General features: G+C 65.6%; 21 protein-coding genes and 1 pseudogene. 9 read left to right on the forward strand and 13 right to left on the reverse strand.

Translation table 11 applies throughout. The features are described from left to right. The 3 genes from A985_RS0100730 to A985_RS0100740 form a co-directional block, all read right to left on the reverse strand. Positions 1-520 (reverse strand): SH3 domain-containing protein (locus A985_RS0100730; RefSeq protein ID WP_017231522.1); only part of this gene is annotated, 520 nt, incomplete at its 3' end. Between the two features lie 78 nt (positions 521-598). Further along, entirely contained in the window at positions 599-1,705 is a 1,107-nt protein-coding gene (locus A985_RS0100735) for an S-(hydroxymethyl)glutathione dehydrogenase/class III alcohol dehydrogenase (protein ID WP_017231523.1), read from the reverse strand. A 145-nt stretch (positions 1,706-1,850) separates the two neighbouring features. Further along, positions 1,851-3,572 (reverse strand): bifunctional diguanylate cyclase/phosphodiesterase, encoded by a 1,722-nt coding sequence (locus tag A985_RS0100740; RefSeq protein WP_017231524.1) that lies wholly within the window; start codon positions 3,570-3,572, stop codon positions 1,851-1,853. A gap of 496 nt (positions 3,573-4,068) precedes the next feature. On the opposite strand from A985_RS0100740, the gene A985_RS0100745 reads away from it, so the two are divergent. The 4 genes from A985_RS0100745 (at position 4,069) to A985_RS0100760 (ending at position 8,126) form a co-directional block, all read left to right on the forward strand. Beyond that, the gene (locus A985_RS0100745; RefSeq protein WP_017231525.1) at positions 4,069-4,623 is read left to right on the forward strand and encodes a YfiR family protein; all 555 of its coding nucleotides are present in this window, start codon (positions 4,069-4,071) and stop codon (positions 4,621-4,623) included. Positions 4,624-4,757: 134 nt separating this feature from the next. After that, positions 4,758-5,990, forward strand: a complete 1,233-nt coding sequence (locus A985_RS0100750; protein ID WP_026131512.1) for a diguanylate cyclase domain-containing protein — start codon at positions 4,758-4,760, stop codon at positions 5,988-5,990. A gap of 186 nt (positions 5,991-6,176) precedes the next feature. Beyond that, the gene (locus A985_RS0100755; RefSeq protein ID WP_232424479.1) at positions 6,177-6,662 is read left to right on the forward strand and encodes an OmpA family protein; all 486 of its coding nucleotides are present in this window, start codon (positions 6,177-6,179) and stop codon (positions 6,660-6,662) included. A 189-nt stretch (positions 6,663-6,851) separates the two neighbouring features. Next, a complete protein-coding gene (locus tag A985_RS0100760; protein ID WP_017231528.1) occupies positions 6,852-8,126 on the forward strand; it encodes an SGNH/GDSL hydrolase family protein in 1,275 nt (424 codons plus the stop codon). Between the two features lie 18 nt (positions 8,127-8,144). Here the strand turns inward: A985_RS0100760 and A985_RS0100765 are convergent, their stop codons facing one another. Beyond that, entirely contained in the window at positions 8,145-8,807 is a 663-nt protein-coding gene (locus A985_RS0100765; RefSeq protein ID WP_017231529.1) for a 2-hydroxychromene-2-carboxylate isomerase, read from the reverse strand. A 258-nt stretch (positions 8,808-9,065) separates the two neighbouring features. Between A985_RS0100765 and A985_RS0100770 the strand changes: the two genes are divergently transcribed. Both A985_RS0100770 and A985_RS27990 read left to right on the forward strand, forming a co-directional pair. After that, entirely contained in the window at positions 9,066-10,118 is a 1,053-nt protein-coding gene (locus A985_RS0100770) for a YeiH family protein (RefSeq protein WP_017231530.1), read from the forward strand. Positions 10,119-10,240: 122 nt separating this feature from the next. Further along, on the forward strand, positions 10,241-10,411 hold the full coding sequence (locus A985_RS27990) for a hypothetical protein (protein WP_157211307.1): 171 nt from the start codon (positions 10,241-10,243) through the stop codon (positions 10,409-10,411). A gap of 93 nt (positions 10,412-10,504) precedes the next feature. On the opposite strand, the pseudogene A985_RS23685 reads toward A985_RS27990, so the two are convergent. The 5 genes and pseudogenes from A985_RS23685 to A985_RS0100800 form a co-directional block, all read right to left on the reverse strand. Continuing rightward, positions 10,505-11,412: pseudogene (locus A985_RS23685) on the reverse strand (glycosyltransferase family 2 protein). Next, positions 11,406-11,600 (reverse strand): hypothetical protein, encoded by a 195-nt coding sequence (locus A985_RS0100785; RefSeq protein ID WP_017231531.1) that lies wholly within the window; start codon positions 11,598-11,600, stop codon positions 11,406-11,408. The pseudogene A985_RS23685 and the gene A985_RS0100785 overlap by 7 nt, the downstream one beginning before the upstream one ends. After that, positions 11,591-12,148 (reverse strand): hypothetical protein, encoded by a 558-nt coding sequence (locus tag A985_RS0100790; protein ID WP_026131515.1) that lies wholly within the window; start codon positions 12,146-12,148, stop codon positions 11,591-11,593. Before A985_RS0100790 ends, A985_RS0100785 begins: the two co-directional genes overlap by 10 nt. 126 nt (positions 12,149-12,274) lie before the next feature. Continuing rightward, a complete protein-coding gene (locus A985_RS23690) occupies positions 12,275-12,622 on the reverse strand; it encodes a hypothetical protein (RefSeq protein ID WP_017231533.1) in 348 nt (115 codons plus the stop codon). A 62-nt stretch (positions 12,623-12,684) separates the two neighbouring features. After that, on the reverse strand, positions 12,685-12,897 hold the full coding sequence (locus A985_RS0100800; protein ID WP_017231534.1) for a hypothetical protein: 213 nt from the start codon (positions 12,895-12,897) through the stop codon (positions 12,685-12,687). Positions 12,898-13,182: 285 nt separating this feature from the next. Here A985_RS0100800 and A985_RS23695 point away from each other — a divergent pair, with 285 nt between their 5' ends. The 3 genes from A985_RS23695 (at position 13,183) to A985_RS0100815 (ending at position 16,419) form a co-directional block, all read left to right on the forward strand. Next, positions 13,183-14,136 carry a LysR family transcriptional regulator gene (locus A985_RS23695; RefSeq protein ID WP_017231535.1) on the forward strand — a complete coding sequence of 318 codons (954 nt, stop codon included), beginning with the start codon at positions 13,183-13,185 and terminating at the stop codon, positions 14,134-14,136. A gap of 214 nt (positions 14,137-14,350) precedes the next feature. Continuing rightward, positions 14,351-15,004 (forward strand): DUF4286 family protein, encoded by a 654-nt coding sequence (locus tag A985_RS0100810; protein ID WP_017231536.1) that lies wholly within the window; start codon positions 14,351-14,353, stop codon positions 15,002-15,004. A gap of 65 nt (positions 15,005-15,069) precedes the next feature. After that, complete coding sequence (locus A985_RS0100815; protein WP_017231537.1) at positions 15,070-16,419, forward strand: MFS transporter; 1,350 nt, start codon at positions 15,070-15,072, stop codon at positions 16,417-16,419. Between the two features lie 68 nt (positions 16,420-16,487). On the opposite strand, the gene A985_RS0100820 is transcribed toward A985_RS0100815, so the two are convergent. From A985_RS0100820 to A985_RS23705, 4 genes are all read right to left on the reverse strand, one after another. Continuing rightward, positions 16,488-19,250: a hybrid sensor histidine kinase/response regulator gene (locus tag A985_RS0100820; RefSeq protein WP_017231538.1), complete on the reverse strand. Its 2,763-nt coding sequence runs from the start codon at positions 19,248-19,250 to the stop codon at positions 16,488-16,490. After that, a complete protein-coding gene (locus tag A985_RS23700) occupies positions 19,247-20,152 on the reverse strand; it encodes a response regulator (protein WP_157211308.1) in 906 nt (301 codons plus the stop codon). Before A985_RS23700 ends, A985_RS0100820 begins: the two co-directional genes overlap by 4 nt. A gap of 285 nt (positions 20,153-20,437) precedes the next feature. Next, positions 20,438-21,739: a UDP-N-acetylglucosamine 1-carboxyvinyltransferase gene (locus tag A985_RS0100830; protein WP_017231540.1), complete on the reverse strand. Its 1,302-nt coding sequence runs from the start codon at positions 21,737-21,739 to the stop codon at positions 20,438-20,440. Positions 21,740-21,946: 207 nt separating this feature from the next. Next, positions 21,947-22,628 (reverse strand): FCD domain-containing protein (locus A985_RS23705; RefSeq protein WP_017231541.1); only part of this gene is annotated, 682 nt, incomplete at its 5' end.

Genomic DNA, 22,628 nt, shown 5'->3' on the forward strand with positions numbered 1-22,628 from the left:
CCGGTCCGGCCCCCGGTCCCGGCGGGCGAGGCCCTGCGCCGGGATAGTGGCCCCCGGGCGGACGCGGTCCGGCACCTGGATAGTAGTGCCCCGGCGGCCGCGGTCGCGGGGGCGGGCGTTGCCAGTAGCGCTGATCGTGATACCACGGCCGGCCACGATAATAGTTGCCCCAGTACGCGCCGATCGAGAACGTCACGATGGGCAGCCCGATCATCGGGCCGTAGTTGAGCACGGGCACCGGGCTGCCCTGATACGGATAGCTGAGCAGCGCCGCGTAGATCCAGCCGCGCGCGCCGGGCAGGCCGATGTCGCACCACGAGTAATCGGATAGACAGCCGTAGACCGTCACGGGCATGCCCGCGCCGGTCTGGGCGACAACCGGGAAATCGACGGCCGGACCGGCGCGCACGTTGGCCGGCGCGTTGATCACCGCCTGCCCGGACTGCGCCGACGCCGCCTCCGGCAGCGCGACCAGCATCATGGCGCCCGCGAGCACGAGCGGCAAAGTCCATGTCTTCATGTCCGTCTCCTTGTCGTGACGGCGGTGCGTCCGGCACCCGTGACGCGCGGGCGGAACAGCGCCTTCGAAACGTGTCGATCAGTACAGCACGACCGAGCGGATCGACTCGCCGCGCTTCATCAGATCGAAGCCTTCGTTGATCTGGTCCAGACGCAGCGTGTGCGTGATCAGGTCGTCGATGTTGATCTTACCCTCCATATACCAGTCGACGATTTTCGGCACGTCGGTGCGACCGCGCGCCCCGCCGAACGCCGACCCCTTCCACTCGCGGCCCGTCACCAGCTGGAACGGACGCGTGCTGATCTCCTGACCCGCGGCGGCCACGCCAATGATGAACGACTGGCCCCACCCCTTGTGGCAGCATTCGAGCGCCTGACGCATGGTCGTCACGTTGCCGATGCACTCGAACGAGTAATCGGCGCCGCCGTCGGTCAATTGCACGATCGTGTCGACGACGTTTTCGACCTCATTCGGATTGATGAAGTGCGTCATGCCGAACTTCTTGGCGAGCGCCACGCGCCCCGGGTTGATATCGACGCCAATGATCTTGTCGGCGCCGACCATCTTCGCGCCCTGGATCACGTTCAGGCCAATGCCGCCGAGGCCGAACACCACGACGTTCGCCCCTGCCTCGACCTTCGCCGAATAGACCACGGCGCCCACGCCGGTCGTCACGCCGCAACCGATGTAGCAGACCTTGTCGAACGGCGCGTCCGAGCGCACCTTCGCGACGGCGATTTCCGGCACGACGATGTAGTTAGAGAACGTGGACGTGCCCATGTAATGGAAGATGGGCTTGCCGTCGAGCGAGAAGCGCGACGTGGCATCCGGCATCAGACCGCGGCCTTGCGTGCTGCGGATCGCCTGGCACAGATTGGTCTTGCGCGACAGGCAGAACTTGCACTGACGGCATTCGGGCGTGTACAGCGGAATGACGTGATCGTCTTTCTTCAGGGTGGTGACGCCCGGACCAACGTCGACGACGACGCCCGCGCCCTCGTGCCCGAGAATGGCGGGGAAGATACCTTCCGGATCGGCGCCGGAGAGTGTGTAGTAGTCCGTATGGCAGATGCCGGTGGCCTTGATCTCGATCAACACCTCGCCGGCGCGCGGCCCTTCCAGATCGACTTCCTCGATGGTCAGGGGTTTGCCGGCTTCCCAGGCAATGGCGGCTTTGGTCTTCATGGCGATAATCCTCGTTGCAACGTCGTTCGGGGGAGTCCCTTCGCGACGTAACATACCGCGTTCTCAAGACGCGCGCGAGTCTTGACACGCCATGTCGGCGCAAATAGCGGGGCCGGGGGCAACAATCGCGGCTCGGCGGCGAGCGTCAGCGTCGCGCGCCGCTGCCCAGCGGTGCCACGATGTGATAAAAGCCGCCCATGTCGACCGGCCGAGCGAACCAGAATCCCTGCGCTTCGTCGCACCCCAGCTCTGTGAGCCGCTGGGCCTGCGCCTGCGTCTCCACGCCCTCGGCCGTCACGCGCAGGCCGAGCGAGTGGGCCATCGCAACAATCGCGCTCACGATGGCATGGCTGTGGGCATGCGTGAGCATGTCGCGCACGAAAGTCTGGTCGATCTTGAGGCGATTGACGGGGAAACGGGTCAGATAGGCGAGGCTGGCATACCCCGTGCCGAAGTCGTCGACGGCGATCTCGACACCCATGTCGTGCAGTGAGCGCAGACAACCGACCGCGGCGCTCGAGTCCCCGAGCAGCACGGTTTCCGTGATCTCGATCTCCAGGTGGCGAGGTTCCAGCGCATGCGCGCTCAGGGCACGCTCGACCATGCCCACGACGTCCTGCCGTGCAAACTGCTGCGCCGACACGTTGACGGAGATGCGCGGCAGATGGCCGCACCGCCGCAGTAGACGGCTCGCCTCGCGGCAGGCCGTTTGCATCACCCATTCGCCCAGCGGCAGGATCAGTCCCGAGGTTTCCGCGATCGGGATGAATTCTGCCGGCCCGATGACCCCCAGCGCCGGGTGACGCCAGCGCAGAAGCGTTTCTGCGTGGCGGATCTCGCCGTCGGACAGACTGACTTGCGGCTGGTACATGAGATGCAGTTGCGTGTGCGCCTGCTCATGCACCGCGACGCGCAACAGACTCTCGAGTTCGTTGCGCCGCCGCGTCTGCGCGTCCATCTCGCTGCTGAAGACGCGCAGTCCGCCACCGGCGGCGCTGGCGATACCCAGCGCAATGTGGGCTCGGCGCAGCAGCGTGTCGGGGGTATGGCCGTGTTCGGGATAGCTGACCAAGCCGATGCTCGCGTCGAGCGCGACGGCATTCTGGTCGACGTCGGCCCATTGGGCGAGCCGTGCCTGAATTCGAGCGGCGAACAGACGCGCGCCGTCGCCCGTTTCGTTGGTGACGATGACGAAACGGCTGCCGCCGAGGCACGCGAGGGCGTCTTCGGGGCCGCTGGCTTCGCGCAGGCGTTCGGCGGCGATGCGCAGCGCCAGCTCTGCGGTCGGTGGACCGAAGGTGCTGCGCAATTGGCGCAGGTGATCGAGTTCGACCAGCAAAACCGTCAGCCCGACCTGCTGGCGCGCGCACCGATGAATCGCCAGTTCGAGCCGTTCGTTGAGCAGCGTCTGGTTGGGCAACTGGGTGACCGGGTCGTGATGCGTGACGTACCAGAGCCGGGACGCCACCTGCACCTGTTGCGAGAGGTCGAGCACGATGCCCACCCAGCGTCGTTCGCCGGGGGCATGTTCGACGCAGGAAAGCGCCAGCCGTACGGGCAGCCAGCTGCGCACATGTGTGAGCAGATGCCATTCGTCGTCGTACGGTACCGCTTCGGTGGCCGACAGACTGGCCAGCGCTGGCAGGCGACGACGCGTCAGCTCGGACGGATCGAGCAACGACAGGAAGCTGCGCTTGCCCAGCAGGTCATCGGGGCGATGGCCCGTCAGCCGCGTGAACGCGCCGTTCATTCGCTCGAGCATGCCGTCGTCCGTGCAAACGAACATGGCATAGGGCGCACTGTCGAGCGCGGCGCGGCTCAACTCGGCTTGTACGTCGGGCACCCGACGAGGCACGGGATCGTTCATGCCCGGTCCCCCCGAAAGCCGGCCAAGCCGGACTTCAGGAACGTCATGCAATACCTCCCTGGCGTCGCGATTTTTATCTCGAAAATCGAGAGATCGGATCGCCAAATTTCTTTTGTTTTTCAAATGGTTGTGCGTACCATTCTGCCATGAGGAGCGCGCGCGCGGGCAAGGGAAAACGCGGGGGCGATGGGGGTTCCGAAAATGCGTGGGCACGCGCATGCTGTGGGCTGCGATCCGCCGCAGGCGCGCCTTGAATCGCGGCGGCCAGCGACGGCAAAACACCGCCCACGGCGGGGGCGACCGGGGGTATTTCTATGGCCCGAGCGCGATCCCTTCGGTATGATGCGGCCTGATTCACGCGGGTTTGCGCAGCACGCCGGTCAAGCCTCGCGTGACGTGCCCGCCACCACCGACATTCGGCAAAAGGAAGAGAGCGTTGCATAACGCGTGGACATCAACGAGCGGTATGACCCGGGGCCTCTGGCGAGAACGTCAGATGCCGCTTCGTCTGCGCGCGCCCCTGGCGTGTTTTCTGTGGCTCGTGTGCTGGGCCACGTTCGGCAGCGCATTTGCACAGACGCCGGAGCCCGCCGCTGCACCCAACGTGCGGGACGCCAACGTGCGACAGGTGGTGCTCGGCATCATCAGTTTCACCCGCTGGCCGACGGACCCCGCCAAGGTGCGACTGTGTGTGGTTGGCAATACCGACTACGCGCGCGATCTGCTCGCCGGGTCGTTGCCCACCCTGGGCTTGCCGGTCGAGGCGAAGCGTGTTGCGGTGACGGAGCCTGCCATTGGTTCGTTGTGCGACGCGTTGTATCTGGGTGCCGTGAGTGACACCGAGCGTCGGCAATTGCTGGCGAACCTCGCCGGTCACCCCATCCTGACGATCAGCGAGCGGAACGACTCGTGCACGCTCGGGGTCATGTTCTGCCTGAACGTCGATACGGAGCGAGTGACGTTCGACATCAACCTCGACACCGTTGCGCGGAGTGGCGTTCGTGTCCACCCCAACGTGCTCAAGCTGGCACGAAAGCCGGGGACACCATGACGACCCATCGTCCTTCATCCCCGCCCATGCCGCCCGGCGCCTCGTCGGTCGCCGGCCTGCTGCCTGCCGATGCGTCGGCCGAAGGCGAACGTGAGCTGCCGTTGGCGACATCGCATGTCGCGGCGCCCGACCCGATGCGCGGTCGCCGGCCGTCGTTGCAGGGCATGCTGCGCCGTACCCACTTGCGCCTGGCCGTGTCCGCCGTCGTGCTCGCAGCGGTCTCGCTGTCGCTGGTGGCATGGATCGCCTTGCGCGCGTATGCCGAGAACAATCTTCTGCTGATCGGGCGCTCGCTTGCCTACACTACGGAGGCCGCGGTCGTGTTTGGCGACCGCCTGGCGGCTCAGGAAGCGATTGCGCTCATCGCGAGCGACGAGGACCTTGCTCAGGTGCGGGTGTTCGATGCGAACAATGCGCCGTTCGCGCAGTGGCGTCGTCCGGACGGCGGCGCCCTGACACAAGTCGAGCGCGTGATCGCGAACGTCGCGCTGCCCGGACCCGTGACAATGCCGATTCGTCATGACGGAAAAGTCGTCGGCACTATCGATGTGCAGGGGCAGGGGCATCAGTTCTTCCTTTTCCTGCTGAGCGGGGTGGGCGGCGTGCTCGCCTGCCTGCTGGTGACGTTCGCCGTGGCGAACGTCCTGGCCAAACGGATGCACCGCGATATCGTCAAACCGTTGCGGGCACTGGCGGAAGTGGCGCACGCGGTGCGCCGCGAGCGAGCGTTTCATCAGCGCGTGGCGGCGACGCCACTGGCCGAACTGAAGGAACTCGGCGATGACTTCAACGCACTGCTCGACGAATTCGAGGGGTGGCAGAATCACTTGCGCGCGCAAAATGCCACGCTCGCGCACCAGGCCAATCACGATCGGCTGACGGGGCTGCCGAACCGGGCGTATTTCGAATCGCGCCTGATGCAGGCGCTTGCCGACGCGCGCGAAATGGGCACGCACGTCGCGCTGCTCTATCTCGACAGCGACCGTTTCAAGGAAATCAACGACCAGCGAGGGCACGGTGCGGGTGACGTGGTGTTGATGACCATTGCCGAGCGTCTGCGCCAGCCGCTGCGCGAGGGCGATCTGGTGGCGCGTCTGGGCGGCGACGAGTTCGCCGTCATGCTCGTGGGCGTGCGACAGACGTCGAATGCCGTGCGTCTCGCGCAGAGCCTGCTCGTGGCGATGGAAAAACCGATTGTGCTGCCGGATGGCGGCGAAATCGTCACATCGATGAGTATCGGTGTCGCGTTGTACCCGACCCACGCCGAGGACGCCGCCGCGCTGCTGCGCACGGCGGACGCGGCCATGTATCAGGCCAAGCGTGCTGGCGTTGGCACCTGGTTTGTGGCGGGGAGTCCCAAAGGGTGAACCAACGTGAATTGCACCATGCTGGATGAACACCATAACCATAATTGACGACCGGATGACACACTGCCATGGGGATCTGCTTTGGACTTCGCTGTTGAAACGCACGACACGCACGACTCGCATTCTGACCTTTCGCACCGCGCAATGGTGGCCCATGGCGCTCGCGCCCTCGCTCGATGGAAGGCGTTGGCTCGCAGGCTGATGGGGCTGGTGTGTCTGGTGGGATTTGCCGCCCTGGCGGGCTGCCAGACCACGCCCGTGCACGGCCTGACGGCCGAGCAGATCGCGGCGCTGAAATCTGAAGGCTTTACGCAAACCGAAGACGGTTGGGAGTTCGGCTTGTCCGACAAGGTGTTGTTCGATACCGACGAGTTTGTGATTCACGATGCGGCGCGCCAGACAGTGGCTCGCATCGGCCGCACGCTCCTGAAGGTTGGCCTGAACAGCGTGAGTGTCTATGGTTATACCGATTCAGTGGGCAGCGATACCTACAACGAGCAGCTTTCCGCCCGCCGCGCCGACGTGGTGGCCAACGTGCTGGTCGAGGCGGGCATGCAGCGTGCAGCCATTCAGACGATCGGGGCAGGCAAGCGCAATCCCGTTGCGGATAACAGCACGGCGACCGGCCGCGCCCAGAACCGGCGTGTTGCCATCGTGATCTCCACGCGCTGAGCGACGACACATCCCGTTTCGCTCTGCCAAACCTGGGGGGCCGTGGTCCCCTCGGTAGTGACGTCAACCTTTGCCAGCGACCACAATCAGGCACAATGGCGGCTGCCGCCGGGCGATTCCGGCTGAACTGCCCACGTTGTCCCGATGCTCCCGACGTTTCTGATTTCCCGGTCTTCCGCTGCCGACGGTATGCCTGCCCGCCTGCGCCGTGCGCGACCTGTTGTCCTGATCCGTGCACTGCTCGCTATCGTGGCGACGGCTGCGGCGACGACGGTCTTCGCGCAGAACGCGCGCGTCGGCGTGTGGGCGACGGCACCGCAAGCGGTGGCGCAACATCCAGCGGCGCCGTCGTTCAACCGAGCGCCGGCCGTGGGCGGGCGTACCGTGCGTCAGATCGTCTATCCAACACTCTCGGGCAGTGAAGTCCGCGTGCGTTTTTCGAACGCTTACGGCACGCAGCCGCTGGTGATCGAGCGGGCGAGCCTCGCTGTGGCACTACGCGGCGCGGCTGTCGATGCCGGTAGTCTGCGCGAGATGACGTTCGGCGCTCAGCCGACGGCGCGGATCGCACCGGGGGCCTCGCTCGAGAGCGACCCGTTGCCGTTCGCAGTTCGCGCCGGAACGCCACTGGCGGTCAGCCTGTTCACGCGCGAAGCCACCCCCCCGACGACTTGGCACAAGATTGCGCAGGAGACGGCGTTTCTGAGTGGCGCCGGTGACTTTGTCGATGCGGCACAGGCATCGGCTTATCCGAAGCGCTTCACGAATACACTTTGGCTGGCCGGCGTCAGCGTGGTGCCGGAGCGGCCCGCACAAGCGATCGTCGCCATCGGCGACTCGATCACGGACGGCATGCGCAGCACGCTGAATGCGAATCGGCGTTGGCCGGATGGGCTGGCGCGGCGGCTCGAGAATGCCGGACGGCGCGATATTGCCGTGCTCAATCTCGGCATCAGCGGCAATCGCCTGCTGCACGATTCGGCCTGCTACGGCGAGCGGCTCGTCGCTCGCTTCCGGCGCGACGCGTTGGAACAGCCCGGCGTGCGAACCGTCGTCGTGCAAATCGGCATCAACGATATCAATTTCGGTTACGTGCCGCCCCATGCGGGGCTCGACTGCGATGTGCCGCATGTGATCGTGACCGCACCCGAGATGATCGCGGGGTATCAATCGCTGATCGCCGCCGCGCGCTCGCGCCACGTTCGCATCCTCGGCACGACCATCCCGCCGGGCAAACTGCCGCCCGAGCGCGAGGCGGTGCGTGACGCCGTCAACCAATGGGTGCGAACGAGCGGAGCCTTTGACGGCGTCATCGATTTCGACGCCGCGCTGCGCGATCCCGCCCAGCCCACGCGCATGTTGCCGCGTCTCGATAGCGGCGACGGCACCCACCCCAGCGATGCGGGCTACGCCGCCATGGCCGACGCCGTGCCCCTGCCGCTGGTCCTGGGCGGGGCGAAGTAAGCGCAAGACAGCGCGTTGTCAGCCCTCACGCCTTACGCCGATCGTGATGTGTTGCAAGCGCTCGACATCGGGCGAATGCAACCACGCCGGATGAGCGAGGCAGTGGCGGAACAGCGCAGTCGCGTCGTCTCCCCAATACAGCACCCCGTCGAACGCGAACGTCGGCACGCCAAACACGCCTGCGGCCATCGCGGCGTCAGTGTTTTCGCGCAAGGCGGCCTTGACCGCCGGAGCTTCCGTCAGGGCGACGGCTTCGTCGGCGCGCAGCCCAAGGCGTTCGCTCAGATCCTGCCAGCCCTGCGGGTCGGTGACATCGCGCCCTTCGGCCCAAATGAAACGGTAGATCGTACGCACCACGTCATGGGTCGCGCCGAGCGCTATCGCCAGGCGCAGTACACGGATCGGATGAAATGGGTGTACGGGGGGCATTCGGTAGGCAATGCCGTCTTGCTCGGCGCGGAACTGCGCCATGCGGTACGTGAAGAGACGTTTGTGCGGTGTTTCTGCGGGCCCCTGCGTTTGCAGATGGGCAAGGATCGCGCCGAGCACGATCGGCTTGAGGTCGATGTCGAGCCAGCGCGGCAGCGTGTCGAACCGCTCGAATTGCAGGTACGAGAAGGGAGACGCGAAATCGAAATACCACTGTGCGCGGCGCGCGGGGGTGTTGGCAGCTTGCGACATGGGGCTCGGTCTCCGGGGTAGGGGGTCTGATCGACGCTTCTCGGGTTTCGGAGAGTGTAGCGGCTCACGGCAGGGGTTGGCTTTCGGTGTCATGCGCCAGTGCAGGCGCAAACGCGGGGGGAACAGCGCCTTCGATTCGGGACGTGACGTGCGGCGGGGATAATTATCGTAATTTTAGATAATTCGTATCCGATATAACGATTTTTATTATTGAATCGACGTTCGTAGACTTGTAGTCATTCCAGAAGAGAGGCTGCGATGACAACAAAAACCGATACGACTCACCCCCCCACGGCCAGCCGTCCCAACGCGCTGGTACCGGATCGTCAGAATCCGTGGGCAGGTCTGATTCTCTCGACCGTCATCGCATTTGTCGCGCTGTTGCTGGGGCGTCAGATGCCGTTGGTCGGCGGCCCCGTGTTCGGCATTTTGCTGGGCATCGTCGTTCGAAACGTGTTCTCGCCCGGTGCACGCTATGAAGCGGGTATCCGGTTCGCCTCGAAGTATGTGCTTCAGTGGTCGATCATCGCCCTCGGCTTCGGCCTGAGCCTGTCGCAGGTCGCCCATACGGGACTGGAGTCCCTGGCAGTCACGGCCGTGACGGTCACCGCCGCCGGTCTGTCGGCCTGGGCGCTGGGCCGCGCACTGGGCGTGGGCGGCAAGCTCAAGCTGCTCATCGGCATCGGCACGGCGATCTGCGGCGGATCGGCCATCGCGGCCGTCACCCCCATCATCAAGCCGGACGACCACGAAACGGCGTTCGCGATCTCGACGATCTTCCTGTTCAATATTGCGGCCGTGGTGCTGTTCCCGATGCTCGGTCACCTGTTGCATCTGTCCGATCTGGGATTTGGTATGTGGGCGGGTACGGCGATCAACGATACCTCGTCGGTGGTCGCTGCCGGTTACAGCTACAGCAAGACCGCAGGCGACTACGCGACCATCGTCAAGCTCACGCGTGCCACGCTGATCATCCCTATCTGTCTGGCGCTGGCAGCGATTGTGGCGTACCGCGCCAAGCGTGCCGGGGCCGCCAACTTCAGCCTCGCCCGCATCTTCCCGTGGTTCATTCTCGGCTTCCTGGTCGCATCGGGGGCGCGCACGGCAGGGTTTGTGCCGGCTGAACTGCAACCCTGGATTCACGATGCGGCCGAATTCCTGATCATTGTCGCCCTCACGGCCATTGGCCTGTCATCGAACCTGCGTCGCATGGCATCGACCGGCCTGCGTCCTATCCTGCTGGGGCTGGGCGTATGGGCCGCCGTGTCGGTGAGCAGTCTGGCGGTGCAGCTGGCCATGGGGCAGCTCTGACGCGCCGGCAGACGGACGTCATGCTCAAGTAGGGCGGATCCGGCGGTCGAGCCGGGTTACGTCGCCTAGAATGGAATCACGGACGGCCGCGGGTCGTCCGTGATGCCTTTCGGGAGGCCGTCATGACAACGTCTTTTGGTGAGATGTGGTACACGATCGGTGCCCTGGCCGTGATCGTGCTGCTGGCCGGGATGGTGTGGGAGTTGGGGCTGTGGTGGACACGTCACCCCAATCATCGCGCGGTGCAGCGAGTCGAGCACGCGTGGGCGAGAATTCGTCACCCTCGGCATTGATGGTCGGACATTCGGTGTTTCGGACCATTCGCGCTGGATTCACGCCATTCGGCTGACGTGCGTCGGCCGACGGGCGGGCGTTGGCTGCGCCGCTCAGTCCTGCTTCAAATGCTGCGGCACGTTGGGGTCCCAGCGTTCGAGATCTTCGAGTGGATAAGGCTTGCTGCCATGCAGCGCGCGCTTGATGCGGCTCTTGCCGCTGGGGCGGGGGACGTTAGGCAGCGCGGCACCGGCCGGCGTGCCTGCCAGATCGAGGTAGTCGCGCTTGAACTCGGCCTGCGTCATCCCCCACTTCATCAGAAACTCGCGACTGCCGCGATTCTTCACCACACGTCCGGTCGAGCGGCAGCCGAAGTGATAAACGACGCTTTTGCCCACGATACGGAAGGTGCGGCAGGCGACGAGCCCCAACCGACGAGCCACAACTTCATCAGAAAGTCGTCGTCGCTGCTCATGCCCGGCCCGAATTCGATGCTGTAGCCGCCGACCAGATGCCATAGCCCGCGGCTCACCAGCGTGGGTTGCGTCGGCACGCCGTTCACGTCGCCGCGGTTCAGCGAGGCGGCGAAGGCCAGCAGGGCGGTTTCGTCAAACGTCTGCGGGGTCGTGCCGAAGTCGTGCGATACCACTTGTTTGCTGACGCCGGCGTTCGGTTCGATCATTACCGACGAGAGGTAATAGATCGGCGTGTCGAGCGTACGGGCCGCATCGATGAGCGCGGCGTCCCAGCCGGGGGTGACGAACATGTCGTCGTTCAGGAAGAGCAACTGATCGTGCGATGCCAGTGGCGCAAGCTGATTCAGCGCGAGGCAGACCCCCACGTTGCCGACGCTGTGCGTGTGACGCAAGCCCTGTTCGCGCACCCACGCCAGCGTGCCGTCGCTCCCATCGTTGACGTGCACTAGGATTTCATGCGCCTCGCCGGAATGACGGCGAACGCTATCGATGCAAAGCTTGAGGAACGGCAGGTTGTTCCAGGTCGGGATCAGGATGCTTAGCATGAGGGAGGGCGTGAATGCCGGGCGACTGAGGCCTTGTCGTCGGCCGTGTCGACCGAATGCTCGACAGGATAGGCGAAGGCTGCGAACAACGCCAACACCGTCGAGTAGAAACCGACGGCGACCTTCAGATTGAACGTCTCGACGGTCAAGCCGAAGACGGCAAAGGCAACGGCAGTCATCAGTCCCATGAGGGCGGCGCGAATGAAGAAATAGGCAGGGCCAAGGTAGACGCCGAGAATGCGAGAATGCACAACACACCCAGCAAGCCGTAGTCCACGGCGTAAGCCAGGATCTGATTGTGAACCTCGCCCTTGCCGTAGTCAGCCGCCAGCGGTGTCAACGTACCCGCCGCTGCCATCGCGGGCATGACGTCGACAATTCGGCGCAGTCCGAAAAAAACGATGGCTGCGAGGAGAAAGCGCACGGGAGAGTCGAGCGTATTGGCGACGACCTTGCCGTGGAGCGTTTCGACGATCAGGACGGCGAAGAACGGCAGGCACAGCGAGAGGACGAACACGCGAACCGGGCGGTTCGTCTTAATAAGCGAGCAAACTTCCCCTCGCTGACGAGCCGTCATGAGGATGACGGCGCCCAATGCCACGGTCAGGAACATGATCGTGTTCCCGCCACGCTGAATCGCGAGCGCTGCGGCGGGGAAAAGCACAATCAGCGCGCCGAAAATCTTCGCATAAAGATGCCGGTTCGCGAGAGGCTCCGGCGCTACGGACTTGCTCATGGGATAACTGGCAGACTTCGGGAATTTGCTTTGCACGAAGTATGCCAGAAATGCTCGGCCGGCCCCATTTTCGTCGACGGTGCCGAGCCTCCCGGGCGCAAATGGGAGGTGACGGAAACACGAGCACTACAAATTCATCGCCCCCAGCACGCCGCACAGATGCAGCGCCACGTGAGTCCAGGCGGCTTCATCGTACGACTGGCCTTCGCGGGCCAGCCGCTGTGCCTCGTGAAAGGCGCGCCAGAGGGCGGCGGCGCTCGACGGGGTGCCGCCGGCCAACTGATATTGGCGTTGCAGGGCCTCCGCCAGCCATGGCTGCTCATGGGCACAAGCCTCGGCGTACGCCTCGACCGCGACACGGGCATAAGGGTCGCCTGCGGGATCCAGCACGACCGGCTGGCGGGGGGCCGAGCGCGGGATAGCGGACAGGATGTGGCGCTCGACGGTGCTGTGGCGGGTGGCGTGATGTTTCATCAATGAAGATCTCGTCTCGTTGACCGCGCCAAGGCCGCTGGCGCGGAATCGCTTGCGCGGACTCAGTCGCTTTCCATCTCTCGGATGAACAGCATGGCGGCATGCTTGGCCTGATCGATGCTGGTGAAGGTCCGGCCGTCCATGGGCCAAACGTCGACCAGCACCGCATAATTGCCGGGCTGATCGGCCTGCATGATGCGTATGTAATGCTGCCGGAACACGCAGCGAGCAAGTTCCACGGTCGGATGCGGTCGGTGGAAATGGGCGATGGCCATGACAGTCTCCAGAAATTCGGCCCTCCGGCCTCGACGGGCCGTTGCAAGACATCCAGCAAATCTCGTGCCAAGCCTCTCGCGACGATTAAGTGCATGATTTGTAAGGGACGCGGCGCCGCTTGCCACCGACGCCCAACGTAAAACGTTACGGAAACGAAACACGGCGGGAACGCTCGGCCGTAACAACCTTTCCCGGATGTCGCATGCCAGGCCATTTCGGGTGCCGGTTTTCTGTTCCCGCTAGAATCAGGGACTCCCGGCACTCACGACCGCCCATCACACCGCATGAACCTGCGATTTCTCGAAACCTTCGTCTGGCTCGCCAAGCTGCGTAATTTCCGTCTGACGGCTGCACGTCTGCACACCACGCAGGCGGGTGTGTCGAGCCGGATCGCGTCGCTGGAGCAGAGCTTCGGGGTGCGTCTGTTCGACCGCAGCGCCCGGGAGGTCACGCTCACGGCGGCCGGGCAGAAGGCGCTGGCGTATGCGGAGCGCATCGTCATGCTCGGGCAGGAGATGAAACGCGAGTTGACCGATCCCGACATGCCGCCGGGGGTGCTCAAGATCGGTGTGGTCGAGTCGATCGTCCATAGCTGGTTTCCGGATCTGGCCGCGCGAATTCGCCATGAATACCCGCAACTCGAGATCGAAGTCACCAGCGAGACGACCATTCGTCTTTGCAAGCAACTCGAAGCCGGTACGCTCGACCTCGCGTTGCAAACCGACGTTCTGCACGGTGCCGGTATCGAGAATTTGCCGTTGGCCGAATTTCCGATGCGCTGGGTGGCGAGCCCGAAGCTCAATCTCGAAGGCGAAACGCTCGATGTGGCCGATCTGGCGGCGTACCCGCTGGTGAGCTTTTCGCGCAACTCCGGCCCGCACAAGACCCTTGAACGCATGTTCTCGGTGGCGGCCGAGCGGCCCGTGCGCGTGAACTGCATGACCTCGGTCGCGGCCATCATCCGGCTGGTCGTGGACGGCTTCGGCGTGGCGATGCTGCCGCCAGCCATCATTCAGCGCGAACTGGGCGAGCACAGCCTGCATTTGCTGCGCGTGAACGCCCATTTCCCCAATCTCTCGTTCGTCGGGTCGTTCCGCCAGGGCGCACTGCTCGCCGAAAACGTGGCGCGCCTCGCGCAACGCACGGCCAGCGAGTTTGCCCTGAACATGGGGCCGGATATCGCCATCCCGCCCGCTGCCGCCATGACCGCCCCGGCCTGGGGCGCCATCGAATCCTGAGCCTTGCGCGCTTGGCGCTGACCGTCGCGATGCCGGGTGCGCACCTGCCCCGCGCAACCGGCGTCCGACATCAGTCATAAGAATTTGCTGTCGCGGCGAATTTGATTTCTTGTTGGACGCGTTTTCCCCCGTTTTGCACACTCGGCGAGACGGTCGACCCGCTTGTATGGCGTGTTGGCCGGCCTCCCGATTGTTGAAACCGATGGAATGCCTCATGACTGCGACTGCTCCCCGCGCCCAACTCTGCATCTGGACGAATATCGATCCGGCGTTCGACGCTGACTTCAACCGCTGGTACGACCGCGAACACATGCAGGAGCGTGTGGCCATCCCGGGCTTCCAGTTCGCTCGTCGCTTCAAGGCCCTGCACGACTGCGCGCGTCCCTACCTGGCGCTCTATTGCACGCAACACGCCGCCGTCTTCACCAGCGACCCTTACGCCCAAGCTTTCCAGCATCAGACCGAATGGTCGCTGCGCAACTTCGCGCGCATGCAGGGCACGCAGCGCCGTGTCGGCACGCTCGACGTCGAGGCGGGCGAAGGCCAGGGGGGCATGCTGGCCATGTTCGTGCTGAGCGAGGCGGTCGTCGCCCAGGCACATGCGCGGCTGGGCGCGCAGCTAGCCGAGCTCGCTCAGGGCGACGGTATTGTCCGCGCCACGCTGCAGGTCACCGTGCCGAGGCTGTCCGTCTCGCTCACCGCCAAGGACGCGCCGCTGCCACCTGCCGATGCCGTCGTAATGATCGAAGGCACGGACCAGGACGCGGTGCGCACCGCCGCGCAAACGCTCGCCGCCGCCTACGGGGTCCCGGCCGGTGAAGTCACCTGCTTTGCCATGTTGTGGCGTCTCGGCGCCAACGACGACTGACGTCCCGCCATCCTCTCGCGGGATCCGTCTGTCCGGTGGATCCCGCAGACACCCTGGAGCCATCCATGACAACGTATTCCGATACCCGCGACGCTCGGCAAACCGACGCCGTCACCGCCTCCACCGCTGCCGCCACCGGCCATGCGAGCCCGAAAAAAGGGCGGCTCGCGACCGCCAGCATGGTGGGTACCACGCTCGAGTGGTACGACTTCACCGTCTACAACACGCTGGCGGCGCTGGTGTTCAACCATTTGTTCTTCCCGTCGGTCGACCCGCTGGTCGGCACCATTCTCGCCCTGTCGACCTATGCCGTGGGTTACGTGTCGCGGCCGCTTGGCGGCTTCGTGTTCGGCAACCTCGGCGACAAGGTCGGACGGCGCGCGGTGCTGGTGCTCACGCTCGTGGTGATGGGCCTGACGACCGGCCTGATGGGCGTGCTGCCCACGTACGCGTCGATCGGTATCTGGAGCCCCGTGTTGCTCGTGGCCCTGCGCTTCGTGCAAGGCGTCGCGCTCGGCGGCGAGTGGGCGGGTGCGGTGTTGCTGTCGGTCGAGCATGGCGATCAGCGCAAGCGCGGCTTGAATGCGTCCTGGACGCAAGTCGGCCCATCGTTCGGCACGCTGATCGCGACGGGCCTCATCGCGCTCATCACGCTGTCGATTTCACCCGATGACTTCCTCGCGTGGGGTTGGCGCCTGCCGTTCCTGCTGAGCCTCGTGCTGGTCGGCTTCGGTCTGTGGGTGCGTCGCGGTGTGGAGGAAACGCCGATGTTCGAAGCGATGCAGCACTCGGCGCGTCAGGCGGACATGCCGATTGCCGAAGTCTTCCGTTCGCACTGGCGTAACCTGCTGGTGGCCGGCGGCTCGCGCATCGGCTCGGACGTGCTCTACGCGATGCTGGTCGTCTTCACGCTGACGTATGTCACGGGAACGCTGCACCTCTCGCGTCCGCTCGCGCTCACGGCCGTGCTGGCCGGCACGGCGTGCAACGCGCTGACGGTGCCCCTGTTCGGCGCACTGTCCGATAAGCTGGGTCGCCGCCCGGTGTATGGCTTCGGTGTGCTGTGCGCGGTGATCTGGGCATACGGCTTCTTCGTGCTGCTCAATACGTCCCACCCGGCACTGATCGTGCTGGCGGTGGTGATCGGATTGGTGATTCACGCGATCATGTACGGGCCGCAGGCAGCCTTCGTCACCGAGCAATTCCCGACGCGGGTGCGCTACGCCGGTTCGTCACTGGCCTATACGCTCGCGGGGATTCTCGGGGGCGGCTTCGCACCGCTCATCATCGTGACGCTGTACAAGACATACGGCACGACGATTTCGGTGTCGCTGTACGTCACGCTGGCGCTCGCCGCCACGGCCATCGCGCTCCTGGCCGCGCGCGAGACGGCACACCAGCCGCTCAAAGACTAAGGGGACCGGCTTCCCGAGTCAGTCTCACGGCACGCCCCCGGGGCGTGCCGTTTTCGTTTGGCGGGCGCCTAGTGGAACGTCGATGCCGCAGGGGCCTGGCACAGCGCGGTCAGTCCGGCCAGATCGCCACGCTGCGCGAGTTGATGGACCTGCCGCGCAAAGCCATCGAGTGTCGGCACGTGATCGCTCAGTTCGCGTGCCCATTCCATCAGGTCGGTCATGGCGCCCATCGCGATCAACTGCCGGGCCTGGCGCAAATGCTCGCATGACGGACTCGCCCAGGACGTGTCGCGCATCGGGCTCGCCTCGTCCCGGTCCGCGCCGCCTTCGTGCGCATCGGTACGCGCCAGACCGAGCAGGCGCGCGAGCGCGTTGCGCAGGTCGGCGAGTTCGATGGGCTTGAGCAGGCACGCGTCGTAACCGCTGCCCTCGACCATCTGCGGCGAGGCGGAAACGGCCAGCACGGGCACGTCGGGCCAGCGGCGGCGCGTGGCATGCGCCACGGCCAGCCCGTCGGCGTTGGGCATCATGTGATCGGTGAGCACGAGGTCCGGCGCCGTCTGATGCGCATTGCCCAGCGCGGCGATGAGCGCCACGCCATCGCCGAACGTGCGCACCGTGAAGCCCAGGCTCGCGAGTTCGTCATGCAGGAATTGCCGGATCTCCGGTGAATCTTCGGCGAGCCAGACGTGGCGCCCATGACCGTCGATCGGGGGCAGCGTATGGGGCGCGCCGGTGGGCCATGGCGGCACGAGATCGGCCTCGCGCGCCACGCGCAACGGCAACGTAAACGCCACACGCGTACCGACATCGGGCGTGCTGTCGACGGTGATCGTGCCACCCATGCGTTCCACCCATTGGCGCACGATGGCAAGCCCGAGGCCCACGCCGGGCAGGCGTCGCGCCCGGTCGAGTCTCGCGAACGGTTCGAAGACGCGCGGCAGGTCGTGCTTGGCGATGCCACAGCCAGAATCCTCGACGCCGAAACAGACCTGCATGAGATCGGCGCGCGTCGCGTCCGGCGTTGCTGAAAGCGAGAGGGTGATCGTTCCGTTGGCGGTGTACTTCGCCGCGTTGTCCAACAGATTTCCGAGCACCTGACGCACGCGCTTGGCGTCGAACGCGAGCAGCGGCGGCAGCGGCGCACGCACGTCGAGCAGGAAGGCGTTACCGTGCTTGCTGGCGAGACTCATGCCCTCGTGCGCCACGCCGTCGACGAACGCATGGGTGTAGACCGGCGCGACATGCAGCGGGTCGGCCGCGCCGCCGCTCGCGTATTCGATCAGGTCGTTGATCATGGCAAGCATGTGATGCGCGCTGCGGCGGATGATGCGTCCGCGGTCGGCGTCTTCGCGCCCGCCCGACTGCACCAGGTCGGCAAAGCCGATGATGGACGTAAGCGGCGTGCGCAGATCGTGACTGATGCGTGCAAGGAAGTCGCTCTTGGCGCTGTTGGCTTCGTCCGCGGCGATCAGGGCGGCCTGCAACTCGCGCGTGCGTGCGTCGACGGCGTTGGCGAGCCGCGCCTGCTCTTCGCGACGCGTCTGCAACACTTCGCGCTGCGCTGCGCGCTGTTCGCGCACGAGTTCGCGCGAACGTCCCGCCACGAGCATGGTGAGCATGAGCAGCACGGAGATGTTCGTGCTCCACGCCATCGCGGTATTGGCCAGCCAGTCTTCCGGCAGCAGGCCGTTGATGATCGCTAGCCGCCAGAACAGCACGAGGCAACCCGGCGAGAACGACAGCAGGCACAGCCGCGCGTTGGCGAAGCCGCGTCGCCAACCGTCTGCCAGCGACGCGACCCAGATGACGTTGAAGACCATGAGCAGTTGCAGGTGCGTGAACGCCGCCGCCCGATGATCGCCAAGTGCGACCCAGACGGCCATGACGGCCATGAGCCCGATCATGACGCGATACGTCCAGCGCCAGAGCCGCACGCGGTTCAGTCCGGCGAAAATGGTCACCATGGCGCTGAAGCACGCCACGGTCAGCGTCGAGAAGAAACTCGGCGCCCGCACGACGCATTCACCCCCTTGCGGCAGGAGATAGCGATACAGGAAGCCCTGAAACGCCATGTCCTGCGCGACCTGCGTCATCGTCGTGAGCGCGAGCAGCACGAACACGGGATCGCGTCGCGCAATGCCGAGCACGAGGGCGTACATCGCGACGGAAAGCATGGACCCCACCAGCAGCATGGCGATCATCGCATTGCGCGATTCGGCCAAGCGAAAGTCGTCCGGCCGCCAGAGCTGCGGCACCATGCTCACCGACGATCGCGATTCGACGCGCACAAGGAATGTCAGATGCTCGCCCGGCGCAAGCGTGATGGGGAAGACGGAGGTCTCCGACGTGATCGGGTGTCGGTCGAGCGGGACGGTGTGACCGGCCCGCCACCGGATCTCCGGCTCACGGCTGCCGACCGGCATCGCGTAATAGCGCACGTCTTCGAGCCGCACGATGCCGACGCTCAACCAACGCGTGAGCGGTGCCGTGCCGCGATTCTCGACACTGCCCGTCAGCCAGAACGCCGAGCGGCTGTAGCCCGGATTGAGCATGCGCGGAACGACCTGTCGCCAACCGGGCGCGGCCAGTGCCTGCGCGGCGTCGAGGCGACCGGACGGGTCTTCCAGCAAGCGCAATTGGGTGTCGAGCGCCAGCGGCGACGCCGCGTGCGCGAGATCGATGGGCGCGCTCGACGCAGGCGAGGGCGGTGCGGCCATGCTGGCACTGGCGCGCAGTACCAGAGCGACGAGGATGGCCGTCAGGGCCAGCCAGACGACGACTGTCCGGCGCAGCCCATGCGTCGGCAGGCGCAAGGGCAAGACGTTCATGGGGCGGGCGGTGCCCCCGCGGTCTCGGACAGGTGTGGGACTTGCGCGGCCTGCTCGCGAAAGCCGCTTGGCGGCATGCCGAAGCGCTCGCGAAACGCGGTCGCGAAATTGGCGGCGCTCGCGAATCCGACGGCGGCGGCGATGTCCTGCACGTCGAGCGACGTCTCCGACAGCAAGCGGCGCGCTTCCTTCATGCGCTCCTCGCGCAGAAAGTCGAACACGGTCACGCCGACGCACCGTCGAAACGCCAGGTTGAGCCGGCGCGTGTTGGTGCCCACCGCGCTGGCGAGGCCGGCGAGTTCGGGCGTGGCGTCGAGACGGTCGAGCAGCAACGCGCGCGTGGCGCGAAACAACACGGCGTCGAGCGTATGCGCTTGCACGGGCAGCGGCGCGAGCTTGCTGCCGTCGCCGGCCGCGCTCGGCACTGGAACGGGCGTCGTTGCCTTCAGGTGGATCGACAGACGCAGGCGCACCTCTTCGAAATCGTAAGGCTTGGTGATGTAATCCACCGCGCCGGCCGTCAGTCCCGCCACACGTTCGCCGGGCAGGGCGGCCGCAGTCAGGAAGATCAGCGGAATGTGCCGGGTGCCGGGGTCGGCTTTGAGCAGGCGGCAGGCGCCAAGCCCGTCGCACACGGGCATGCGGATATCCATGAGAATCAGGTCGGGCTGCACGGTGCGGGCCTTGGTGTAGCCGTCGCGTCCGTCGTGCGCGATGTAGACGCGACAACCCTGCTGGCTGAGGAAGTCCATCAGCAGCATGCGGTCTTCCTGGTTGTCGTCGACGATGAGCACGCGCGCGCCCGACAACTGACGGGCATGCGGTGTGGCCGGCCATGCGTCGGCCGAAGGAAGGGCGACATGCGTGGCAAGCGGCTGTGGGGGCAGGGGGCGATCGCTCATGATGGCCGCCATTCTTTCACATTCGTCGATCGCGCTGCGCCGGGGTGGCGTGCGTGTCGGCGGGGGGTAAATAAATTTCCGTCGGGCAAACGTCATGTGCCGTCGGGCAAAGGTGCGATGATCGCCTGCGCGAGCGGCTCAGGTAAGGTCATTCGTCGGGTTCGTCGGGGCGAAGACCGGTGTGGGGCGATCGGGGGGTCGTCTACCGCCGGCGTGTCCCGTAGGGCGAGCCCGGCCCCCCCGGGGGGGCCGGCAAACGACACGAGCGCACACCCAAGGGCGGGCTTACTCCTGCGGCGTCCAGACGACGTTTGCGCCCACCGAGCACAGGTTCTCGACGAAGCGCGGATGCGCGCGCCGGATCGGATCGGCGTTCTTGATCGTCGATTGCCCGTCGATGCTGGCCGCCACCATCAGCAGCGCAATCGCCACGCGGATGATGTACGGACTCTCCACGACGGCGGGCGAGAGCGGCACGCCACCGAACGTGATCAGGCGGTGCGGATCGGACTGGAACACATGGGCGCCGAACTTCGACAACTCGGTCGACCAGCCCATCGCCCCGTCATAGACCTTGTTCCAGAACATGGCGCTGCCTTCGGCCTTCACCCCCAGCGCGATAAAGATCGGCAGCAGGTCGACCGGGAAATACGGCCAAGGCGCAGCTTCGACTTTCGTGAGGATGTTCTGCGTGAACGGCGCTTGCACCTTGAGCTTGCCCTGCGCGGTGGCTGTCGACCAGCCGTCGCGATGCTCGACTTTCACCCCGAACTTCGCGAAGGTGCGGTCGATGAGCGGGAACTGGTCCGGCGCCGTGTTCTTGACCGTGATTTCGCCGCCGGTGATGGCGCCGAGCGCCAGAAACGTCGTGATTTCATGAAAGTCTTCGGCGAAGCGGAATTCGCCGCCGCCGAAGCGCTCCACGCCTTCGATCGCGAGCTGCGACGTGCCGACGCCCTCAATGGGCACGCCCAGCATCTGCATGAAGCGGCAGAACTCCTGCACGTGCGGTTCCGACGCCGCGTTATTCAATTGCGAGCGGCCCCTGGCCGTTGCCGCGCACAGCACGAAGTTCTCCGTGGTGGTCACCGACGCGTAATCGAGCCAGTGATGGATCGCGGGGCGCGCCTCGTCCGCATGGATGAGCAGCGAGCCTTCGGTGCGCTCGACACGTCCGCCGAAATGCCGCAGCACTTCGATGTGCGGATCAATCTCGCGTACACCGAGCGTGCAGCCCTTGATGTTGTCTTCGATGCGCGCGACGCCAAAACGCGCGAGCAGCGGCGGCACGAGCATGATCGACGAGCGCATCTCTTCCGGCAGATGGTCCGTGCGCGGATCGAAGCGGGTATCGCGATGGTGGATGTCGAGCGTGCCGGCGCCGAAATCGACGTTCACCTCGCTGCCGAGCTGACGGAAGATGTCGAGGATCTTGCGAACGTCGGTGATCTCGGGCACGCCGATGAGGCGCACCGGCTGATCGGTAAGCAGCGTGGCGCACAGCACCGGGAGAACGGCGTTCTTGTTGGCGGAGGGGGTGATGCGGCCGCGTAGCGGCTGGCCGCCGTGGACTACCAGATGGGACATGGGCTTCCTTCGGGCTTCGTGCTTGAGTGTGTCAGGCGGGGGCGAAAGTAGCGGGCGGGCGCAGGCCCGTCGCGAACAGGCGCAATATACCCCCGATTCAGGGGAGTGTGCCAGACGACCCCCATGCCCGTGGCGGGATTGCCGCGCCGCTTGACGGGCGACGGCTCGACGTGTCGTGGGGGGCGCCATCGCGGCGCCGGGGAAAGCCTATGCCCCCGTGCCCGCGAACGCCTCGGCAAAAATGGCGCGGAAGTCAGGCGTCTCCGCGGCGGCGGCGCGGGTGAGCACGCGTGCTTCGAGTTCGTCGAGGTGCGCCGTGGCGATCGCAATCGCCGCCTGCGTCTTGCCGTCACGCAACTGGCCGACGAGTTGGGCGTGCTCCGTGGGCGCGCAATGCATGAATTCCGCCGGATCGTACAGCGCCTTGTAAAGCTCCGTCTTGGCCACGAGCTGGCGCGCAAACGTATCGAGTTCGACACTCTGCGCCATGCCGATCAAGGTCAGATGAAACTCGCCCGCCAGGCGAATCGAGCGCTCGTGCGTGCCCTGCGCATGCGAACGGGCTTCCAACGCGACGTGCGCGTCGAGCGCCGCGAGCTGCGACGCACTCAATTGCCCGCAAAGGCTCGCAATCACACCGCTCTCCAGCACGCGGCGGGCGCGGTAGGTCTGCCGGATGGCGTCGAGCGACGGTTGCGGGACGAACGCGCCCCGGTTGGGTTCGAGCACCAGCTTGCCTTCGAAGCCGAGCCGGGCGAGCACCTTGCGCACGGCGCCGCGGGTGCAATCGAGCGCCTGCGCCAGGTTGCGCTCGCGCAGCGGCATGCCCGGCCGCAGCTTGCCGGAGAGCAGCGCCTGCGAAATGGCCGTGTAGACGCGCGCCTCGATC

The sequence above is a fragment of the Pandoraea sp. B-6 genome (genome assembly GCF_000282835.1).
Taxonomy (GTDB): Bacteria; Pseudomonadota; Gammaproteobacteria; order Burkholderiales; family Burkholderiaceae; genus Pandoraea; species Pandoraea cepalis.